The sequence below is a fragment of the Nocardiopsis sp. TSRI0078 genome (assembly GCF_001905145.1).
Taxonomy (GTDB): Bacteria; Actinomycetota; Actinomycetes; order Streptosporangiales; family Streptosporangiaceae; genus Nocardiopsis.
Window position 1 is genome coordinate 32,350 of sequence record NZ_LWLB01000015.1, and the last position, 17,180, is coordinate 49,529.

The 17,180-nt window shown below is 72.9% G+C and carries 18 protein-coding genes and 2 pseudogenes; 8 read left to right on the forward strand and 12 right to left on the reverse strand.

The genetic code is table 11. The features are described from left to right. Positions 1 to 179 precede the first annotated feature (179 nt). Entirely contained in the window at positions 180 to 1,136 is a 957-nt protein-coding gene (locus A6A08_RS13380) for an NADPH:quinone oxidoreductase family protein (RefSeq protein ID WP_073702923.1), read from the forward strand. 62 nt (positions 1,137 to 1,198) lie between these two features. Here A6A08_RS13380 and A6A08_RS13385 read toward each other — a convergent pair whose 3' ends face one another. Next, positions 1,199 to 1,480, reverse strand: a complete 282-nt coding sequence (locus A6A08_RS13385; RefSeq protein ID WP_143181758.1) for a hypothetical protein — start codon at positions 1,478 to 1,480, stop codon at positions 1,199 to 1,201. 169 nt (positions 1,481 to 1,649) lie between these two features. Beyond that, positions 1,650 to 1,943 (reverse strand): GNAT family N-acetyltransferase, encoded by a 294-nt coding sequence (locus A6A08_RS13390; RefSeq protein ID WP_073702925.1) that lies wholly within the window; start codon positions 1,941 to 1,943, stop codon positions 1,650 to 1,652. Positions 1,944 to 2,093: 150 nt separating this feature from the next. On the opposite strand from A6A08_RS13390, the gene A6A08_RS13395 reads away from it, so the two are divergent. Genes A6A08_RS13395 through A6A08_RS13410 form a run of 4 tightly spaced genes read left to right on the forward strand, consistent with a single transcriptional unit; the run spans position 2,094 to position 5,864 of the window. Then, on the forward strand, positions 2,094 to 2,849 hold the full coding sequence (locus A6A08_RS13395; protein ID WP_073702926.1) for an SDR family oxidoreductase: 756 nt from the start codon (positions 2,094 to 2,096) through the stop codon (positions 2,847 to 2,849). Between the two features lies 1 nt (position 2,850). Further along, positions 2,851 to 3,627: an SDR family oxidoreductase gene (locus A6A08_RS13400; protein ID WP_073702927.1), complete on the forward strand. Its 777-nt coding sequence runs from the start codon at positions 2,851 to 2,853 to the stop codon at positions 3,625 to 3,627. Beyond that, positions 3,624 to 4,652 carry a phosphotransferase family protein gene (locus tag A6A08_RS13405; protein WP_073702928.1) on the forward strand — a complete coding sequence of 343 codons (1,029 nt, stop codon included), beginning with the start codon at positions 3,624 to 3,626 and terminating at the stop codon, positions 4,650 to 4,652. Before A6A08_RS13400 ends, A6A08_RS13405 begins: the two co-directional genes overlap by 4 nt. Further along, complete coding sequence (locus A6A08_RS13410) at positions 4,653 to 5,864, forward strand: acyl-CoA dehydrogenase family protein (protein ID WP_073702929.1); 1,212 nt, start codon at positions 4,653 to 4,655, stop codon at positions 5,862 to 5,864. A gap of 270 nt (positions 5,865 to 6,134) precedes the next feature. Here the strand turns inward: A6A08_RS13410 and A6A08_RS13415 are convergent, their stop codons facing one another. From A6A08_RS13415 to A6A08_RS28810, 3 genes and pseudogenes are all read right to left on the reverse strand, one after another. Continuing rightward, positions 6,135 to 6,749, reverse strand: coding sequence for a TetR/AcrR family transcriptional regulator (locus tag A6A08_RS13415; RefSeq protein WP_073702930.1), 615 nt, complete (start codon positions 6,747 to 6,749; stop codon positions 6,135 to 6,137). 93 nt (positions 6,750 to 6,842) lie between these two features. After that, positions 6,843 to 7,142, reverse strand: a complete 300-nt coding sequence (locus A6A08_RS28805) for a glyoxalase/bleomycin resistance/dioxygenase family protein (protein WP_242422554.1) — start codon at positions 7,140 to 7,142, stop codon at positions 6,843 to 6,845. Positions 7,143 to 7,289: 147 nt separating this feature from the next. Continuing rightward, positions 7,290 to 7,610: pseudogene (locus tag A6A08_RS28810) on the reverse strand (HD domain-containing protein); the annotation flags it as partial. A gap of 154 nt (positions 7,611 to 7,764) precedes the next feature. Between A6A08_RS28810 and A6A08_RS13425 the strand changes: the two are divergent. Continuing rightward, complete coding sequence (locus A6A08_RS13425; protein ID WP_073702931.1) at positions 7,765 to 8,265, forward strand: GbsR/MarR family transcriptional regulator; 501 nt, start codon at positions 7,765 to 7,767, stop codon at positions 8,263 to 8,265. Positions 8,266 to 8,310: 45 nt separating this feature from the next. On the opposite strand, the gene A6A08_RS13430 is transcribed toward A6A08_RS13425, so the two are convergent. Genes A6A08_RS13430 through A6A08_RS13445 form a run of 4 tightly spaced genes read right to left on the reverse strand, consistent with a single transcriptional unit; the run spans position 8,311 to position 12,252 of the window. After that, a complete protein-coding gene (locus A6A08_RS13430; protein WP_073702932.1) occupies positions 8,311 to 9,093 on the reverse strand; it encodes an ABC transporter ATP-binding protein in 783 nt (260 codons plus the stop codon). Continuing rightward, the gene (locus A6A08_RS13435; protein ID WP_083609105.1) at positions 9,090 to 10,193 is read right to left on the reverse strand and encodes an iron chelate uptake ABC transporter family permease subunit; all 1,104 of its coding nucleotides are present in this window, start codon (positions 10,191 to 10,193) and stop codon (positions 9,090 to 9,092) included. Before A6A08_RS13435 ends, A6A08_RS13430 begins: the two co-directional genes overlap by 4 nt. After that, positions 10,190 to 11,215: an iron ABC transporter permease gene (locus A6A08_RS13440; RefSeq protein WP_073702934.1), complete on the reverse strand. Its 1,026-nt coding sequence runs from the start codon at positions 11,213 to 11,215 to the stop codon at positions 10,190 to 10,192. The genes A6A08_RS13435 and A6A08_RS13440 overlap by 4 nt, the downstream gene beginning before the upstream one ends. An 8-nt stretch (positions 11,216 to 11,223) precedes the next feature. Next, positions 11,224 to 12,252: an iron-siderophore ABC transporter substrate-binding protein gene (locus tag A6A08_RS13445; RefSeq protein ID WP_073702940.1), complete on the reverse strand. Its 1,029-nt coding sequence runs from the start codon at positions 12,250 to 12,252 to the stop codon at positions 11,224 to 11,226. A 294-nt stretch (positions 12,253 to 12,546) separates the two neighbouring features. On the opposite strand from A6A08_RS13445, the gene A6A08_RS13450 reads away from it, so the two are divergent. Further along, on the forward strand, positions 12,547 to 12,768 hold the full coding sequence (locus A6A08_RS13450; RefSeq protein ID WP_073702935.1) for a hypothetical protein: 222 nt from the start codon (positions 12,547 to 12,549) through the stop codon (positions 12,766 to 12,768). 173 nt (positions 12,769 to 12,941) lie between these two features. Here A6A08_RS13450 and A6A08_RS13455 read toward each other — a convergent pair whose 3' ends face one another. After that, the gene (locus tag A6A08_RS13455; protein ID WP_073702936.1) at positions 12,942 to 14,615 is read right to left on the reverse strand and encodes an alpha-glucosidase; all 1,674 of its coding nucleotides are present in this window, start codon (positions 14,613 to 14,615) and stop codon (positions 12,942 to 12,944) included. Between the two features lie 178 nt (positions 14,616 to 14,793). On the opposite strand from A6A08_RS13455, the gene A6A08_RS13460 reads away from it, so the two are divergent. Continuing rightward, positions 14,794 to 15,600 carry a cyclase family protein gene (locus A6A08_RS13460; RefSeq protein WP_073702937.1) on the forward strand — a complete coding sequence of 269 codons (807 nt, stop codon included), beginning with the start codon at positions 14,794 to 14,796 and terminating at the stop codon, positions 15,598 to 15,600. A gap of 39 nt (positions 15,601 to 15,639) precedes the next feature. On the opposite strand, the gene A6A08_RS13465 is transcribed toward A6A08_RS13460, so the two are convergent. Further along, positions 15,640 to 16,851 carry a PP2C family protein-serine/threonine phosphatase gene (locus A6A08_RS13465; protein WP_073702938.1) on the reverse strand — a complete coding sequence of 404 codons (1,212 nt, stop codon included), beginning with the start codon at positions 16,849 to 16,851 and terminating at the stop codon, positions 15,640 to 15,642. A gap of 94 nt (positions 16,852 to 16,945) precedes the next feature. Further along, positions 16,946 to 17,180, reverse strand: a pseudogene (locus A6A08_RS13470) (ATP-dependent Clp protease ATP-binding subunit ClpX); the annotation flags it as partial.

The following is a 17,180-nucleotide window of genomic DNA, read 5'->3' on the forward strand; positions in this document are numbered from 1 at the left end:
ACAACGTTAGGTATAGGGGCGCAAGACCCTGGAATCCCCTTCCGCCCCGGGGAGGGCGCCCACCGCCCTCCAGCACGACGGACCGTTTCCCGACGCTCCCGGACCGGTTGCCGGCCCCACTGGTTTCTGGCCGGTAACATACCATCCGGTCGGTTTGAACGTACGAACGAAGGGTCGCCATGCGCGCCATCCAGATCACCGAGTTCGGTGGACCCGAGGTCCTCACCCCCACCGAACTGCCCGACCCCGAGCCCGGTCCCGGCGAGGTCCTCGTCGACGTCACCCGCGTCGGCGTCAACTTCGCCGACACGCACCAGGCCGAGAACAGCTACCTGTCCCCCGCGTCCCTGCCCCTGGTCCCCGGCATGGAGATCGCCGGACGCACCTCCGACGGCAACCGCGTCGTCGCCCTGTCCTCCAGCGGCGGCTACGCCGAGAAGGCCACCGCGGTCCCCGACATGTGCTTCGACATCCCCGACGGGGTCTCGGACGAGGACGCCCTCGCCCTGGTCGTGCAGGGCGCCACCGCCTGGGTGCTGCTGCGCAAGTCCGTGCGGATGGACCCGGGCGAGTCGGTCGTGGTGCACGCGGCGGGCGGCGGCGTGGGCACCCTCGCCGTCCAGCTGGCCAAGCGGTTCGGCGCCGGGCGGGTCATCGCCGTGGCCAGCAGCGAGGAGAAGCGCGCGCTGGCCGTGGAGCTGGGCGCGGACGCCGTCGTGGACTCCTCCGCCCCCGACATGACCGAGGCGCTGATCGAGGCCAACGGCGGCCAGCGCGTGGACGCCGTCCTGGACATGGTCGGCGGCCGGGTCACCGACCAGAGCGTGCGGGCCCTGGCCCCCTTCGGACGCCTGGCCTTCTACGGGATGGCCTCGCGCGAGCTGCCCACGCCGGTGCAGCCCACCAACCTCATGCGCTTCTCCACCACGGTGAGCGGCATGTGGCTGCCGCACGTGTGGACACTGCCGGGCAACGTGATGGAGCGGGCGATGGCCGAGCTGTTCACCCTGGTGGCCGAGGGGCACCTCCGGACGGTCCTGGGCGGGACCTACCCCCTCGCGGAGGCCTCCCGGGCACACGAGGCGCTGCGTTCACGGGGGACCATCGGCAAGCTGACCCTCGACACCACCGTCTGATTCGGCAACGGGATATGCGCCACCTTTATGGCGTAGATCCACATATGTCCGGTTCGGTGGGTTCAGGCCCGTCCGCGGCGCACCGCCTCGCGGACCGCCGACGCCACCTCGGCGGCGAACCGCTCCACCCGCCGGACCGGATCCTCGTCGGGCCCGAACACGAAGGTGTCCGTCCCCTGCACCGGCACCAGTCCGGTCAGCTGCTCCACCCGCCGGACCGCGGGCCCGTGCAGGAAACCGGTGGAGGCGCCGCCGGCGATGGTTCCCGCCACGTCGTACACGCGGCGGGTCGACGCGGGGTCGCGGCCGGCCCCGGCCGCGCCCGTGTCGGTCAGGGCGTGCATGTCGCGGAGCCTGGCGGGTCCGGCGCAGCCGCCGGAGGACCCGGCCGTCGGCGGCACTGCCCGGACTGCGCGGGGAGTCGGCCTCCGGCGAGGCGAAGACCCCAGAGCCCGCCTGGCGCCCGTGGTCGGTGCCCAACGGCTCTCCTCCGCTCTCGGTCCGCCGGCCGGCCTACTCGCTCGGAGCGTGGTAGACCAGGTCGGAGTAGTCGGGGTGGCGCTGGATCCAGCCCTTGACGAAGGGGCACAGCGGAAGCACCGACAGCCCCCGCGAGCGGGCGTCGTCCAGGGCTCCGCGGACCAGCGTCCCGCCCAGCCCCCGCCCCTCGTGGGCCGGGTCGATCTCGGTGTGGGTGAAGGTGATGAGCTCGCCGGTGAGGATGTAGGCGGCGAACCCCGCCACCTCCTCCTCGTCCCTGATCTCGTAGCGTCTCTGGTCCCGTGCGTCGACCACTTCGGTTGTCATGGCAGCCCTCACTCGTCGGTCCGTGGTGGGACATCGTTGGCCCGCGCCGCCATTGTCCCGCCTCGGCGCGCCCCCGTCCCCTTGCGGCGCGCACCTTCCGGGACATAGAGTCGCCATGCCATACCGACCAGTCGGTTTAAGGAGAACGGAATGACTTCCCGGTTCGGCGGCCGGACCGCCATCGTCACCGGTGCGAGCCGGGGCATCGGCCTGGCCATCGCCCAGCGGCTCGTGGACGAGGGCGCACGCGTGTGCGTCACCGCGCGCAAGCCCGAGCCCCTGCAGGAGGCCGTGAAGGCCCTGGGCGGCCCTGAGCACGCCATCGGCGTCCCCGGCCGGGCCGACGACCCCGAGCACCAGGACGCGGCGATCGCCGCCACCCTGGAGGCCTTCGGCAGCGTCGACATGTTCGTCAACAACACCGGCATCAACCCGGTCTACGGACGGATGGTCGACCTGGACCTGGACGCCGCACGCAAGATCTTCGAGGTCAACGCCCTGTCCGCGATCTCGTGGACGCAGAAGGCCTACCACTCCTGGATGGCCGAGCACGGCGGCGCGGTCGTCAACGTCTCCTCCGTGGCCGGGACCAAGCCCTCCCCCGGCATCGGCTTCTACGGCGCCACCAAGGCGATGCTCACCCACATCACCGAGGAGCTGGCCGTCGAGCTGGGCCCCGGCATCCGCGTGAACGGTGTCGCCCCGGCCGTGGTCAAGACCAGGTTCGCCGCGGCGCTCTACGAGGGCCGCGAGGAGAAGGTCGCCGCCCAGTACCCCCTGGGCCGCCTGGGCGTGCCCGAGGACGTCGCGGGGGCGGTCTCCTTCCTGCTCTCCGACGACGCCGCGTGGGTCACCGGCCGCACGCTCGTGCTGGACGGCGGCATCACCCTGACCGGAGGTGTGTGACATGGACCTGACCGACACCGGAGCCGTCGTCACCGGCGCGGGCAACGGGATCGGCGCCGCGCTCGCGCGCAGGCTCGCCGGAGCCGGGGCGCGCGTCGTGGTCAACGACCTGGACGCGGGCGCCGCCGAGGCCGTGGCCGCCGAGATCGGCGGGGTGGCCGTCCCCGGCGACGCCGCCGGCGAGGCGGGCGTCACCGCGCTCGTGGCCGAGGCCGGGGCCCACCTGGGCGGCATCGACCTGTACGTGGCCAACGCGGGCGTGGGCGTGGGCGGCGGCCCCGAGGCGCCCGAGGCCGATTGGGACCTGGCCTGGCAGGTCAACGTGATGGCGCACGTGCGCGCCGCCCGCGAGCTGGTGCCCGGCTGGCTGGAGCGCGGCCGCGGCCGCTTCCTCACCACCGTGTCCGCGGCGGGCCTGCTCACGATGCTGGGCAGCGCGCCGTATTCGGTGACCAAGCACGCCGCGCTCTCCTTCGGCGAGTGGATGGCGGCCACCTACGGGGACCGCGGGATCACCGTGCAGTGCATCTGCCCGCTGGGCGTGCGCACCAACCTGCTGGAGAGCAGCGGCGAGACCGGGCAGGCCATCCTGGCTCCGGAGGCGATCACCCCCGAGGAGGTCGCCGACGCGGTGATGGTCGGCCTGGCCGACGAGCGCTTCCTGATCCTGCCGCACCCGCAGGTCGCCGACTACTACGCGGCCCGGGCCACCGACACCGACCGCTGGCTGGCGGGGATGCGCCGCCTGCAGGCCAAGGTCTTCGAGGGGGAGTCGTGAGCGGACGGCGTTCCGAGGAGGAGCTTCCCGGTCTGGACCCGGAGCGCCTGCGCGCGTACCTGGACGAGGCCGTGCCCGGCCTGGTCTCGGGACCGCTGGAGGGCCGCGTGGTCGCGGGCGGCAAGTCCAACCTGACCTACGTGGTCACCGACGGCACCGGCAGCTGGGTGGTGCGCCGCCCGCCGCTGGGCCACGTGCTGGCGACCGCGCACGACATGCCCCGCGAGTACCGGGTGATGAGCGCGCTGCGCGACACCGCCGTGCCCGTCCCCCACACCCACGTGCTGTGCGAGGACACCGAGGTGCTGGGCGCCCCGTTCTACGTCATGGAGCACGTGGAGGGCACCCCCTTCCGCACCCGTGACGAGATCGCCCCGCTGGGCCCGGAGACCGTCCGCGGGGTGGCCGAGGCGCTGATCACCACCCTGGGCGACCTGCACGCGGTGGTGCCCGAGGAGGTCGGGCTGGGCGAGTTCGGCCGCCCGGCGGGCTTCCTGGAGCGCCAGGTGCGCCGCTGGCGCAAGCAGCTGGACGCCTCCCGCAGCCGGGACATCCCCGGCATCGACGAACTGCACGAGAAGCTCGCCGCCACGCTGCCCGAGCAGTCGGCGCCCGCGATCGTGCACGGCGACTACCGGCTGGACAACGTGCTGGTCACCCCGAAGGGGCGCATCAACGCGGTCCTGGACTGGGAGATGGCCACGCTCGGCGACCCGCTCGTGGACCTGGGCCTGATGCTCGTCTACCAGAGCCAGCCCGTGGGCTCGGGCGAGCCGCCCGCCACCTCCGCCGAGGGCTACCCCTCCTCCGAGGAGCTGGTGGGAATGTACGCCGCCGCGACCGGCCGCGACGTGTCCCGCCTCGGCTGGTACGTGGCCCTGGGCTGCTTCAAGCTCGCGGTGATCGCCGAGGGCATCCACCTTCGGCACAGCCAGGGGCTGACCGTCGGGGCGGGCTTCGACCGGGTCGGCGAGATGGTCGCCCCTCTGGTGGAGCGCGCGCACACCATGCTCAAGGAGGACTGAATGGACTTCGCCCACGACAAGGAGACCGAGGAGCTGCGCGAGCGGCTGCTGGCCTTCATGGACGAACGCGTCTACCCGGCCGAGGCGGTGCTGGCGCGGCAGCTGGCCGAGCGCGACGACCACTGGTCGACCGCGCCGGTGGTGCGCGAACTGCAGGCCGAGGCCCGCGAGCGCGGCCTGTGGAACCTGTTCCTGGCGGGCCACCCCGAGCACGGCGGCCTGCCCAACCTGAGGTACGCGCCGCTGGCGGAGATCACCGGGCGCAGCCCCCGCCTGGCCCCGATCGCGCTCAACTGCGCCGCCCCCGACACGGGGAACATGGAGGTGCTGACGATGTTCGGCACCCCCGAGCAGCGCAAGCGCTGGCTGGAGCCACTGCTGAACGCCGAGATCCGCTCCGCCTTCGCCATGACCGAGCCCGCGGTGGCCTCCTCCGACGCCACCAACATCACCACCAGCATCGTGCGCGATGGCGACGAGTACGTCGTCAACGGGCGCAAGTGGTTCATCACCGGGGCGCTCAACCCCGAGTGCGCGGTCTTCATCGTGATGGGCAAGACCGACCCCGACGCCGAACGGCACAAGCAGCAGAGCATGGTTCTGGTGCCGCGCGACACCCCCGGGCTGACGGTGCGGCGCGGCATGAAGGTGTACGGCTACGACGACAGCGACCACGGCGGCCACGCCGAGGTGGTGTTCGAGGACGTGCGGGTGCCCGCGGAGAACCTCGTCGGCGGCGAGGGCGAGGGCTTCGCCATCGCCCAGGCCAGGCTGGGTCCGGGGCGCATCCACCACTGCATGCGCAGCATCGGCATGGCCGAGCGGGCGCTGGAGCTGACCTGCCGCCGGGTGCTGGACCGGGTGGCCTTCGGTCGGCCGCTGGCCGAGCAGGGCGTGGTGCGCGAGTGGATCGCCGAGGCCCGCGTGGCCATCGAGCAGCTGCGGCTGCTGGTGCTCAAGACCGCCTATCTGATGGACACGGTCGGCAACAGGGGCGCGCACACCGAGATCCAGGCGATCAAGATCGCCACCCCGCGCACGGTGGAGTGGATCCTGGACAAGGCCATCCAGGCGCACGGCGCCGCCGGGGTCAGCCAGGACCTGCCGCTGGCCGGGTGGCTGGCGGGCGTGCGGTCGCTGCGGCTGGCCGACGGGCCCGACGAGGTGCACCTGCGTTCGCTGGGCCGGGCCGAGCTGCGCAAGTACCGGTAGTGGACCGGCCGTAACCGTTGCGGGTGCGGAGCGGGAAGCTCCACGCCGGACAGGGCCGGCCCGGCGAACCTTTGCGGTCACCGCACCGGACCGCGCCTTCTCGGGGCTCCGCTCCGCCCGCCCGTCGCCCTCGACGGACGCCCGCGGCGCGGAGCCCCTCCTCGTTCGGACATCCCGCATGCGGAAACCGCCCCCCGGAGGCCGAGCAGGCACCCACCACACGGACGGGGGCCGGGGACATGGCGTCCCCGGCCCCCGTCGCGTACGTCCTCAGGCCCCGGGGCGCAGCCCGGCCACGAGCAGGTCGGCGAAGTGGCGGCCCACGTCCTCGCCGGTGAGGGGCCCGCCCGGGTGGTACCAGGTGCTCAGGTGGTGCACCGAGCCGAAGAAGTAGTTGACCACCAGGTCGGCGGGGACGTCGGAGCGGAAGACCCCCTCCTCCTGTCCCTGGAGGACCATGTCGCGGAAGATCTCGTGGTAGCGGCGGCGCTCGGCGCGCACGGCGCGCTGCTTCTCCTCCCTCAGCTGGTGCATGGAGCGGAAGAAGATGACGGTGTCGTCCATGTTGGCGATGCTGGTGACGATGACGTCGGCCGCGGCGGAGCGCACGCGGTCGACCACCGACCCGTCCCGGGAGGCGATCCGCACCAGGTGCTCGGTCTGCATGCGCAGCACCCGCGCGTAGACCTCGTAGAGCAGGTCGTCCTTGGAGCCGAAGTAGTGGTACATGGCGCCCTTGGTGACCCCCGCGGCGGCGACGACCTCCTGCACCGAGGTGCCCTCGTAGCCGCGTTCGGCGAACAGCCTGGTCGCCGCACCGAGCAGGCGCTCGGGGACGGATCCGCCCGCTGTCTCGGTCTCGGCCGCCTGCTGTACTCGCGCCATGTCCTGCCCCACCTCGTACCCCGTCGTCTACCGGCCGGGACAGCATACCGACCGGCTGGTACCTTGCGCACGCGCGCGCTCACGGGCCCGCCCTCACACGACGCGCAGGTCGACCTTGCGCCCGTCGGGATCGGTGAGGACGTGGCGCCCCGGCTCCAGGGGCGGCAGGGCCCGGCGCCCGTCCACGGTGAACCCGAGGCGGACCGCGCCCGTGGAGCGGGCGGCGGTGGCCGGGTAGATCTCGAAGACCATGCCCCCGGGCAGCTCGGCCGCGTGGTGCTCGGGTCCTTCGCCGTGCCTCTCCCGGACGAACCGCAGGCCCAGCCGGGTGTAGAAGGCGCGGCACTCCTCGACCCGGTCGGTGTAGAGGACCAGGAGCGTGGCGTACGGCAGCGGCTCCCCGCAGGACCCGCCCTCACCTGTGCCCTCCCCCTCGGCCTCCTCCAGGATCCGCCGGGCGCGGGCGTACCTGGCGCGCAGTCTCCCGGCCGTGTCCTCGGGCAGCGCGGCCAGGCGGCCCTCGTCGGAGTTGTGGGCGTTGTCGGCGAGCTTGACCAGCCTGCCCAGGGGGTCGGCGGCGGCGCGGCGCACCAGCTCCTCGTAGGGCTCCCCCGCGCGCCGGGTCACCGACTCCACCGCGCGCACGACCTCCTCCGGGCAGCCCCGCTCGCGCAGGTCGTCGGCGGTGACCGGGGTGTCCTCCAGCACGTCGTGCAGCACGCCGGCCATCTGCGCGCGCTCCCCGTGCGCGGCGAGCAGGTCGCGCACCGCGAACACGTGCTCGGCGTAGGGCCGCCCGGCCCGGTCGACCTGCCCGGCGTGGGCCCGTCCGGCCAGGCGCGAGGCCTGCTCCAGCGTCATCTCCACCGTCCGGCCCTCCCTGTGTCACGCCGACCGTACCGCGCGCGGACCCGCAAGGACGCCCGGGCGGCACTGTCGCGCGTGCTGGAGTCCCGGCGCCGGGCCGGGCCCGGGGCCCGCCGGAACGGTGCTTCCACGCGTTATCGTGGCCCTCATGGCGGAGAGCACCCAGACGGACCAGGAACAGGACCAGGACCTGGAGCGCGACGACTTCGTCCGGCGGTTCTCCGAGTACTGGCAGTCGCAGGGGCGCCCCCGGGCCGAGGGGCGCATCGTGGGCTACCTGCTCATCGCCGACCGCGAGGCGGTGGGCGCCGAGGAGATCGCCGACGGCGCCCGGGTCAGCCGGGGATCGGTGTCGCAGTCGGTGCGCCGCCTGCGCGAGATGGGGTTCGTGGACCTGGTCGCCTCCCCCGAGGGCCGCTCTCGCCTGGTCACCATGGACGAGGACGTCTGGGGCGGATTCCTGCGCAACGAGCGCTCCTACCTCAAGCGGCAGCGCGAACTGGCCGCGTCGGCGCTGGAGCGCCTGCCCGGCCTGAGCACCCACGCCCGCAACCGGCTGCGCAACATGCACGACTACATGGCCTGGCTGGACGACTACCACGACACCCTGCTCTCCCACTGGGAGGAGTACAAGGCCCGGCGGGACTGACGGACGTGCCGCCCGCGCCCCGGCGGGGCGGGGCGCGGGCACGCCTCAGGCGCGCTCGTGCGGGATGACCAGGGGCGTGCGGGTGCGCGGGTCGGGCACCACGTCGCAGGCCAGCCCGAACACCTCCTCCACCAGCCGCACGGTCACCACCTGTTCCGGGGGGCCGTCGGCGACCACCCGGCCCCGGTCCATCAGCACCAGGCGGGTCGCGAACCGGGCCGCCTGGGCCAGGTCGTGCAGGACGGCGACCACCGTGCGCCCCTGCCGGTGCAGGTCGGCGAACAGCTCCAGCAGGTCGTACTGGTGGGCGATGTCCAGGTAGGTGGTGGGCTCGTCCAGCAGGACGATACCGGTGTCCTGGGCCAGGACCATCGCCACCCACGCGCGCTGGCGCTGCCCGCCCGAGAGCGAGCCCACCTGGACGTCGGCCAGGTCGGCCAGGCCGGTGAGCTCCAGCGCGCGCCGGATCGCCGTCTCGTCCTGCGGGCTCCACCGCCGCACCAGCGTGTGGTGGGGGAAGCGCCCGCGCGCGGCCAGCGCCCGTACGGTGATGCCCTCGGGGGCGACCGGGCTCTGCGGCAGCAGCGCCAGCCGTCGGGCGACCGCCTTGGCGCGCTGGCCGCGCACGTCCCGGCCGTGCAGGAGCACCCTGCCCGACATGGGCTTGTTCACCCGCCCCAGCGCCTTGAGCAGCGTGGACTTGCCGCATCCGTTGGGGCCGACGATGACGGTGAACTCGCCCTCGCCCACCTCCAGGCTCAGGTCGCGGACGACCGGCTCGGTCCCGTACCCCAGGGTCAGGTCCTCCGCGGACAGCACCGGACTCACAGCACACCCCTTCGCCATTCACGAATCAACAGGTAACCCAGGTACACGCCGCCGAAGGCCATGGTGAAGATGCCGACCGGCAGCCCGCCTCCGACCGGGGACTGCTGCACGACCAGGTCGGCCGCCACCAGCAGCAGCGCTCCGACCAGCGCCGACAGGCCCAGGTTGGGGCCCGGCGCGGCGGAGAGCCTGCGGGCGATCTGCGGCGCGGTCAGGGACACGAACGCGATCGGGCCGGCCACACTCACCGAGGCGGCGGAGAGCACCACCGACAGGGCGACGGCGGCGGTGCGGGTGGGGGCGGCCCGCGCGCCCAGGGCGTCGGCGAGCTCGTCGCCCATCTCGTTGACGGTGACCGGCCCGGCCAGCGCCGCCAGGAAGGGCACCGCCAGGACCAGGGCCACCCAGATGGTGGCGGCGTGCTCCCAGGAGCGGGCACCCAGGCTGCCGTTGACGTAGGCGGACAGGACGCCGGCCTGGTCGCGGGCCATGACCGACACCACGAAGTGGGTGAAGGCCTGCGCCATGGCGGCCACGCCGATGCCGGCGACGATCAGGCGACCGGGGTGGCGCAGCCCGGTCCCGGTCGCCGTGGCCACGACGGCCATGGCCAGGGCGGCACCGGCCAGGGCGCCCAGCGGTACGGGGACGACACCGGGCAGGACGAGGGCGGTGAAGGCCGCGCCCGCTCCGGCGCCCGCGCCCAGGCCGATGACGTCGGGACTGCCCAGGGGGTTGCGGGTGACGGACTGGAAGAGCGCGCCCGCCAGGCCCAGGGCGGCGCCGGTACCCGCGGCCACCGTCAGGCGGGGTCCGCGCAGCCGTTCGAGGACGAAGGTCTCGGTGGCCCCGCCCGCTCCGGCCACGACGGCCGGCAGGCGGGTGAGGGGGACGCCGAGCCCGCCCAGGGAGAGGGTGGCGGCCGCGGCGGCGGCCAGAAGCAGCAGGAGCACGGCCGCCCACAGCAGCGAGCGCGGGTGAACGGGCAGGGCGACCGGTCCCAGCCTCAGCACGGGCGGGGAGGATGCGGCGGCCCCGGCCGGCTCCCCGGCCCGGCCCGGCGGGGCCGTTCTCGTGGTGGAGGGGGTGGTTCGCGTCATGAGGTACTCCGCATCCTGCGGACCGCGTACAGCAGTACCGGTGCGCCGACGAAGGCGGTGACCACGCCGACCATGAGCTCGGTGGGCCGCACGATCGTGCGGCCGACGACGTCGGCGGCCAGCAGCAGGGTGGGGCCCACGAGAAGGGAGAAGGGCACCTGCAGGCGGAAGTCGACGCCGACCAGGGCGCGTACCACGTGGGGTACGGCCAGGCCGACGAAGGCGATGGGTCCGGCGGCCGCGGTGGCACCGGCGGCGAGCATGGTGCCCGCGACCAGCCCGGCGGAGCGGGTCCACACGGTGTTGGCCCCGGTGGCGATCGCGGCCTCCTCGCCCAGGGCCAGGGCGTTGAGGCCGCCGCAGACCAGGAGCGCCAGAGCGGTGCCGGCGCCTATGACGGGCAGCACGGACCAGATGACGTCGTAGCCGCGTCCGCCCAGGGAGCCGACCACCCAGTAGCGGTAGCTGTCGAAGGTCTCGGGCATGCTCAGCGCCACGGCCTGGACGTAGGCGGTGAGCACCGCGGAGACCACCGCTCCCGCCAGGACCAGGCGGACCATGCCTCCGTCGCCGCCCCGGCTGTCCACCGTGTAGGCGGCCAGTCCGGCCGCCAGTGCCCCGGGCAGCGCCCACCAGACCGTGCCCGTGACCGAGGTGGAGCCGAACAGGGCGGTGGCGGTGACCACCGCGGCGGCGGCACCGGCGTTGACGCCCAGCAGTCCGGGGTCGGCGAGGGGGTTGCGGGTGATGCCCTGCATGAGGGTGCCCGCCAGGGCCAGGGCGGCCCCGGCGACCACGCCCAGGAGGGTGCGCGGGTAGCGGCTCTCCACCACGGTGGCGGAGAAGGGGTCCGCGCCTCCGGTGAACACCGCCCACACCTCCGCGGGCGGGGTGGGCCTGCTGCCCATGACGAGGCTGAGCAGGACCGCCCCGGCCAGGGCCGCGGCGCCCGCGCCGAGCATGAGCACGGCGCGGGCGGGGCCCGTCCGGGGCGGTTCCGTGTGTGTCTTCACCCTGACCATGGGATCGGTCAGCCCTCGGCGTTCGCGGCGGCCTCTTCGATCAGGGGCACGTAGCGCTCGATGACCCAGGGCACGGTCAGCGGGTTGATGATCGAGGAGGCGGTGACGAATGAGGTGTCCTCCGCCGCGACCACCGCGCCGTTCTCGATGGCGGGGATGGACGCGTACAGCTCCTGGGCCTCGATCTCGGCGCGGGTCTCGGCGTCGGTGTAGAAGGTGAAGACCAGGTCGCTGCCGGAGAGCTTGTCGGCGTTCTCCAGGCCGATGACGGCCGAGTCGGTGCCCTCCGCCTCGGGGAGGGTCTCCACGACCGGGTCGACGGTCAGACCCAGGTTGCGGACCATGGCGACGCGCTGCTCGTCGGGCAGGAACACCCCGAGGGTGCCGGGGCCGTCGGTGTAGATGTAGGAGAAGGTCAGGTCGGCGAACTGCTCGTTGGCCGCCTTGGCCTCCTCGAACTGGGACTCGATGTCCTCGATGAGGCCCTGCGCCTCCTCGGGCTGCCCCAGCGCCTCGCCGATGATCTCGATCTGCTGGTCCCAGTCGGTGCTCCAGGGCAGGTCCGGGTAGGCGACCGTGGGGGCGATGTCGCTCAGGATGTCGTACTGCTCCTGGGTGATGCCGGACCAGGGGGCGAGGATGACGTCGGGCTCCAACCCGATGACGGCCTCGAAGTCGATGTCCTGTGCGCCGGTGAACTGGGCGGGCAGGTCCTCGCCCGCCTCGGTGACGGCCTCGTGGATCCACGGCATGTAGCCGGTCTCGTCACTGCCCCACTCGTAGCTCTCCATGCCCACGGGCACGACGCCCAGGGCGATGGAGGTCTCGGTGGAGCCCTGGCCGAGGGTGACCACGCGCTCGGGCCGCTCGGGGATCTCGGCGGTTCCGAGTGCGCTGTCGATGCTGACCGGGAACTCGCCGCCGGAGTCCGCGCTTCCTCCGGTGTCCTCCTCCGGCGCGCCGCCGCACGCGGCGAGGCTGAGGGCGAGGAGGGTGGCGACTCCGGTGCCGGCGGCGCGGCGGAGGGTGAAGGCCATGCTCACACTGCTTTCTTCATTACGGGGAGAGGCGCGTCTCAGCCGACGGGCCGTTTCCGCGCAGGGGGAACCCGAGGGGGAACACGGAGGACAGAACGGGAGAATCCCGACAGAACCAAGGTTAGTCTAACCTCACCTCAGCCGGATTTCAAAAGTTCTGAACCTGAAGAAGGGAGTACCGGCCGTGTTCCTGCACTGCACCTGGCACAGCTTTGACCTGCCGTGGAGCTTTCCGGGGCCCGACCTGGGCAGTGGCCGAAGGAACGTTCCGTTCCACCACCACTGAGGAGCAGCATGATCTCCAAGCTTTCCGAGATGGGCGTCAAGTCCGAGATGGCCTACGCAGCCGGATTCGTCTCCATCGGCCTCTCCTTCCTGAGCTGGGCCGTCTCCAAGAAGCAGGAGAACGCCGGCCTGGACCGTGCCGACCGGTGGGGGATCTTCATCGGGGAGTGGCCCCCGACGTTCTTCGCGCTCGGCCTCGCCCTTCAGATGGAGGAGCACAGGAAGAAGTAGCGCGCCGTCCGGCCGTCCGCCGACCCGCGGACAGCCGGCGCGCACGCCCGGTCGGGGCTCCCGGCCGGGCGCTTCGCGTGCCCGGCGCCGACGCCCCCGTACGGGTCGGGAACCGGTGGACGCCGGTTGGCGCTCCGCGCGCCTTCCGGGCCCCCGTCGCGGGGTGTTCGGCGTCAGCTCCCCAGGTGGACGCGGGCCTCCCAGGGCCGCAGCGGCGCGAAGGCCCCCTCGTCGGAGTAGTTGCCGATGAGGCGGACCGGGTCGCGTCCGGCGACGGAGGGGTCCAGCTCCAGCGGCACCGTGTCGGCGCTCCAGTTCGCCACCACCAGCAGCACGCGGTCGTCGAGTGCGCGGGTGTAGGCGTACACCGCCGGGTCCTCCTCCAGCAGGGGCTCGAACGCGCCGTGCACGACGACCGGGTGCTCCTTGCGCAGCGCGATGAGGCGCCGGTAGTAGTGGAACACCGAGTCCTGGTCGGCGACGGCGGCCTTCGCGTTGATCTCCGTGTGGTTGGGGTTGATCCCGATCCACGGGGTGCCCGTGGTGAACCCTGCGCCCGGCGAGGCGTCCCACTGCATGGGCGTACGCGCGTTGTCCCGGCTCATACGGGCGATGGCCGCCATCGCGGTCTCCTCGTCCACCCTCCCGGTCTCCACCACGGCGCGGTGATGGTTGAGCGTCTCCACGTCCCGGTAGTCGGCGATGTCGGCCAGGTGGGCGTTGGTCATGCCCAGCTCCTCGCCCTGGTAGACGTACGGAGTGCCCCGCATCATGTGCAGGGTCGTGGCCAGCGCCGTGGCCGACTCCACGCGGTGGGCCTCGTCGCCGAAGCGCGACACCGCCCGGGGCTGGTCGTGGTTGTTCCAGTACAGGCTGTTCCATCCCCGCTCCCCCAGCTCCGTCTGCCACCGGTTGAGGGAGCGCTTGAGGCGGCGCAGGTCCAGGGGCCGGGGGTCGAACTTGCCGCCGGGCCCGTGGTCGAGGTCCACGTGCTCGAACTGGAAGACCATGGACAGCTCACGCCGCTCGGGCATGGTGTGCAGCAGGGCCTGCTCCACGTCGACGCCGGGCATCTCCCCGACGGTGAGCACGTCGCGGCCCTCGAACACCTCCCGGTGCAGCTCCCGCAGGAACTCGTGCAGGCGGGGGCCGTTGAGGGCGTACTCGGCGAAGACGCCGTGGTCCCCCGCCAGGGGGCCGTCGGGCATCTCGGGGGTCTTGGAGACGAAGTTGATCACGTCCATGCGGAAGCCGTCGGCGCCCCGGTCCAGCCACCAGCGCGCCACGTCGTGCACGGCCGCCCGCACCTTGGGATTCTCCCAGTTCAGGTCGGGTTGGCGGCTGCTGAACAGGTGCAGGTAGTACTCGTCCGTGGCCTCGTCGCGGGTCCAGGCCGGTCCGGAGAAGACCGAGCCCCAGTTGTTGGGCGGGCCGCCGTCGCGGCCGGGACGCCAGAAGTAGAAGTCCCTCTTGTCCGAGTCCTTCGAGGAGCGGGATCCGGTGAACCAGGGGTGCTCGTCGCTGGTGTGGTTGACCACCAGGTCCATCACCAGGCGCATACCGCGCTCGTGCAGCCCGTCGCGCAGCCGGTCCCAGTCGGCCAGGGTGCCGAACATGGGGTGGATGTCCAGGTAGTCGCTGATGTCGTAGCCGTTGTCGTCCCAGGGCGAGGGGTAGACCGGTGACAGCCAGACCACGTCCACGCCGAGCAGTTCCAGGTAGTCGAGCCGCTCGATGACACCGGGCAGGTCGCCCACCCCGTCGCCGTCGCTGTCGTTGAAGCTGCTCGGATAGATCTGGTAGACGACGCTGGACTTCCACCAGTCGGCGCTGCGCTCCAGGGGCATGGACGTCCTCGGGTGTGCGGGGGCGGAGAAGGCCGGGCCGTGGCGGCAGGAGCCGCCGGCGGACCCGGTAGCGGCAGTACCCGGTGCGGTGACGGCCGACACCGGCGGGCGGGATCAGGTTGCGGGGCCGCGGCGGCCGGGCATACGGGAAGGGATGCCATGAGACGAAAGGGTTTCCATGTGCCTGCACGGAACCGGTGAGACCGTCCGCTCCCGGACCGGCCACGCCGCGTCGGCCCCCGCCGGGCCGCCCAGCCCGCCGACCGGCCCGCGCCCGTGGCCGAGGGGCTTTCGGAGGGTGGCCGACCTCAGCCACGTGCTCTCCCCGTCGATACCCTCCTGGGACGAGGACAAGCCCCGGAGGGAGAGGATCGGCGACCCCGTGCCCGAGGGGGAGTTCGGCTTCTACGTGCAGCGGTGGACGTTCGGCGAGCACTCGGGCACGCACCTGGACGCGCCGGGGCACGTGATCGGCGGCGGGCGCCTGGTCCCGGACATCCGGCCGCACGAGCTGGTCGCCCCGGCCGCGGTGATCGACATCCGCGCCCGCGCCGCCGAGGACCCCGACACCACGGTGACGGTGGAGGACGTCCTGGCCTTCGAGCGGGTGCACGGCCGGGTTCCCGAGGGCGCGGCGGTGCTGATGCACTCGGGGTGGAGCGCCCGCTGGGCCCGGGGCGACGAGGCGGTGCGCGGCGTGGCCGAGGACGGCTCCTGGCACTTTCCCGGGTTCGGCCCCGAGGCCTGTGAGTTCCTGTTCTCCCAGCGCGGTGCCGTCGGGGTGGGCGTGGACACCCTGAGCACCGATCCGGGCGACTCCACCGACTTTCCCGCACACGAGGTGGTGGGGCGCGCCGACCGGTGGGGGCTGGAGGCGCTGACCGGCCTGGAGCAGCTGCCGCCGAGCGGGGCGCTGCTCAGCATCGGGGTCATGCCGGGGCTGGACGCCTCCGGAGGCCCGAGCCGCGTGCTGGCCATGTGGTGACCCGGTCCCGGCGCCCGGCTCCCGACGCGGGAGGCGTGCTCAGCCGCGCCGGGGGCGGGGCACGACATCGCCGTCGGGGTGCCACTCCAGCAGCATGATGGTGGCGTCGTCGGTGAAGTTGCCGTGCTGGTGGTCGTGGATGGCGTGGACCAGGCGCCGCAGCGTCTCGGGGGCGGGTTCGTCGGCGGCGGTGGCCCGGATGACGAAGTCGGCGAACCGCTCGGGGCCGAACATCCGCCCCTCGCTGTCATGCGCCTCGGTCACCCCGTCGGTGTAGAGCAGGACCCGGTCGCCGGGTTCGAGCTGGATCCGGTGCACGGCGCGCGGCTCGGCCGCCAGGACGTCGCCGATACCGAGTGGGACCTCGGGGTCCCGCTCCAGGGCGTCCTCCAGCAGGCGGCCGCGCCGCAGGAGCAGGGGCGCGGGGTGGGCGCAGTTGACCCAGGAGAACTCGCCGGTGGACAGGTTCAGGGTGGTGAAGACCCCTGTGCAGAACCGTTCGGGCAGCCAGTCGACAAGCGCCTGCTCGACGCTGGTGGTCAGCTCGCCGAGGTCGGCGCCGTTGCGCCGGGCGCCGCGGGCCCCGGCCATGGCCACCGACGCGGTGAGCCCGGAGGCCAGGTCGTGGCCCATCGCGTCGAGGATGGAGGCGTGCAGGACGTCCTGGGTGATCGAGTGGTCGAAGGCGTCGCCGCCCAGTTCGTAGGCGGGTTCGAGCACCGCGGTGGACACCCCGCGCGAGGTGCCGAGGGTGCGCGGCGGAAGGAAGGCCCGCAGCATCTCGGTGCGCAGTTCCACCGGCCGGGTGCGGGTGCGCAGGACGTAGGTGTCGCTGTAGGCGCGTTTGGAGGTGACCGTCAGGGTCAGCAGCGAGGCGAGCGCCTGGCAGCGGCGCAGGGTGGGCTCGTCCAGCAGCGGTGTCCTGACGTGCAGCACGCCCATGCGGTCGGCCCCGTCGCGCAGGGGCAGCCACAGGCTCAGCTCCCCGTCGTCCTCGACCAGCCGCAGCGTCTCGGAGCGGTAGGCCTCCCCGGCCACGGTGGCGTCGACGTCCAGGGCCGGGCCCCCGGTCAGGGGGATGAGGAGGCGCTGTTGCAGGTCGACCAGGTGCAGGGTGATGCCGCTGAGCCCGATCTGCTCGCCGTAGCGGTCCGCGAGTTCCAGGACCTCGATCGGGGCGCAGTCGTGCACGGATCTGACCAGCTCCTCGAACAACAGCTCGTTCTCGCTGACCGAGGCCGTACCGTCCATGTGACCACCTCCCCCAGCAGTCTCACACCGTGAGCGCGGACGGCGAAGGCTCAGGAGGGCGCGTGTTCCGCGCGCCGGTCCGGGTCCCGGCCGGTCAGGCCGACCGGTCGCGGCGCTCCCGCTCCCTGTGGACACGGGGCACGATGGTGGGGTTGACGTGCTCCTGCACCGACTCCCGCGTGATGATGACCCGCCCCACATCCTCACGCGAAGGCACCTCATACATCACCGACAACAACACCTCCTCGATGATCGCCCGCAACCCACGCGCACCCGTCCCCCGAATAATCCCCTGCTCAGCAATCGCGTCCAAAGCATCCGGCGTGAAC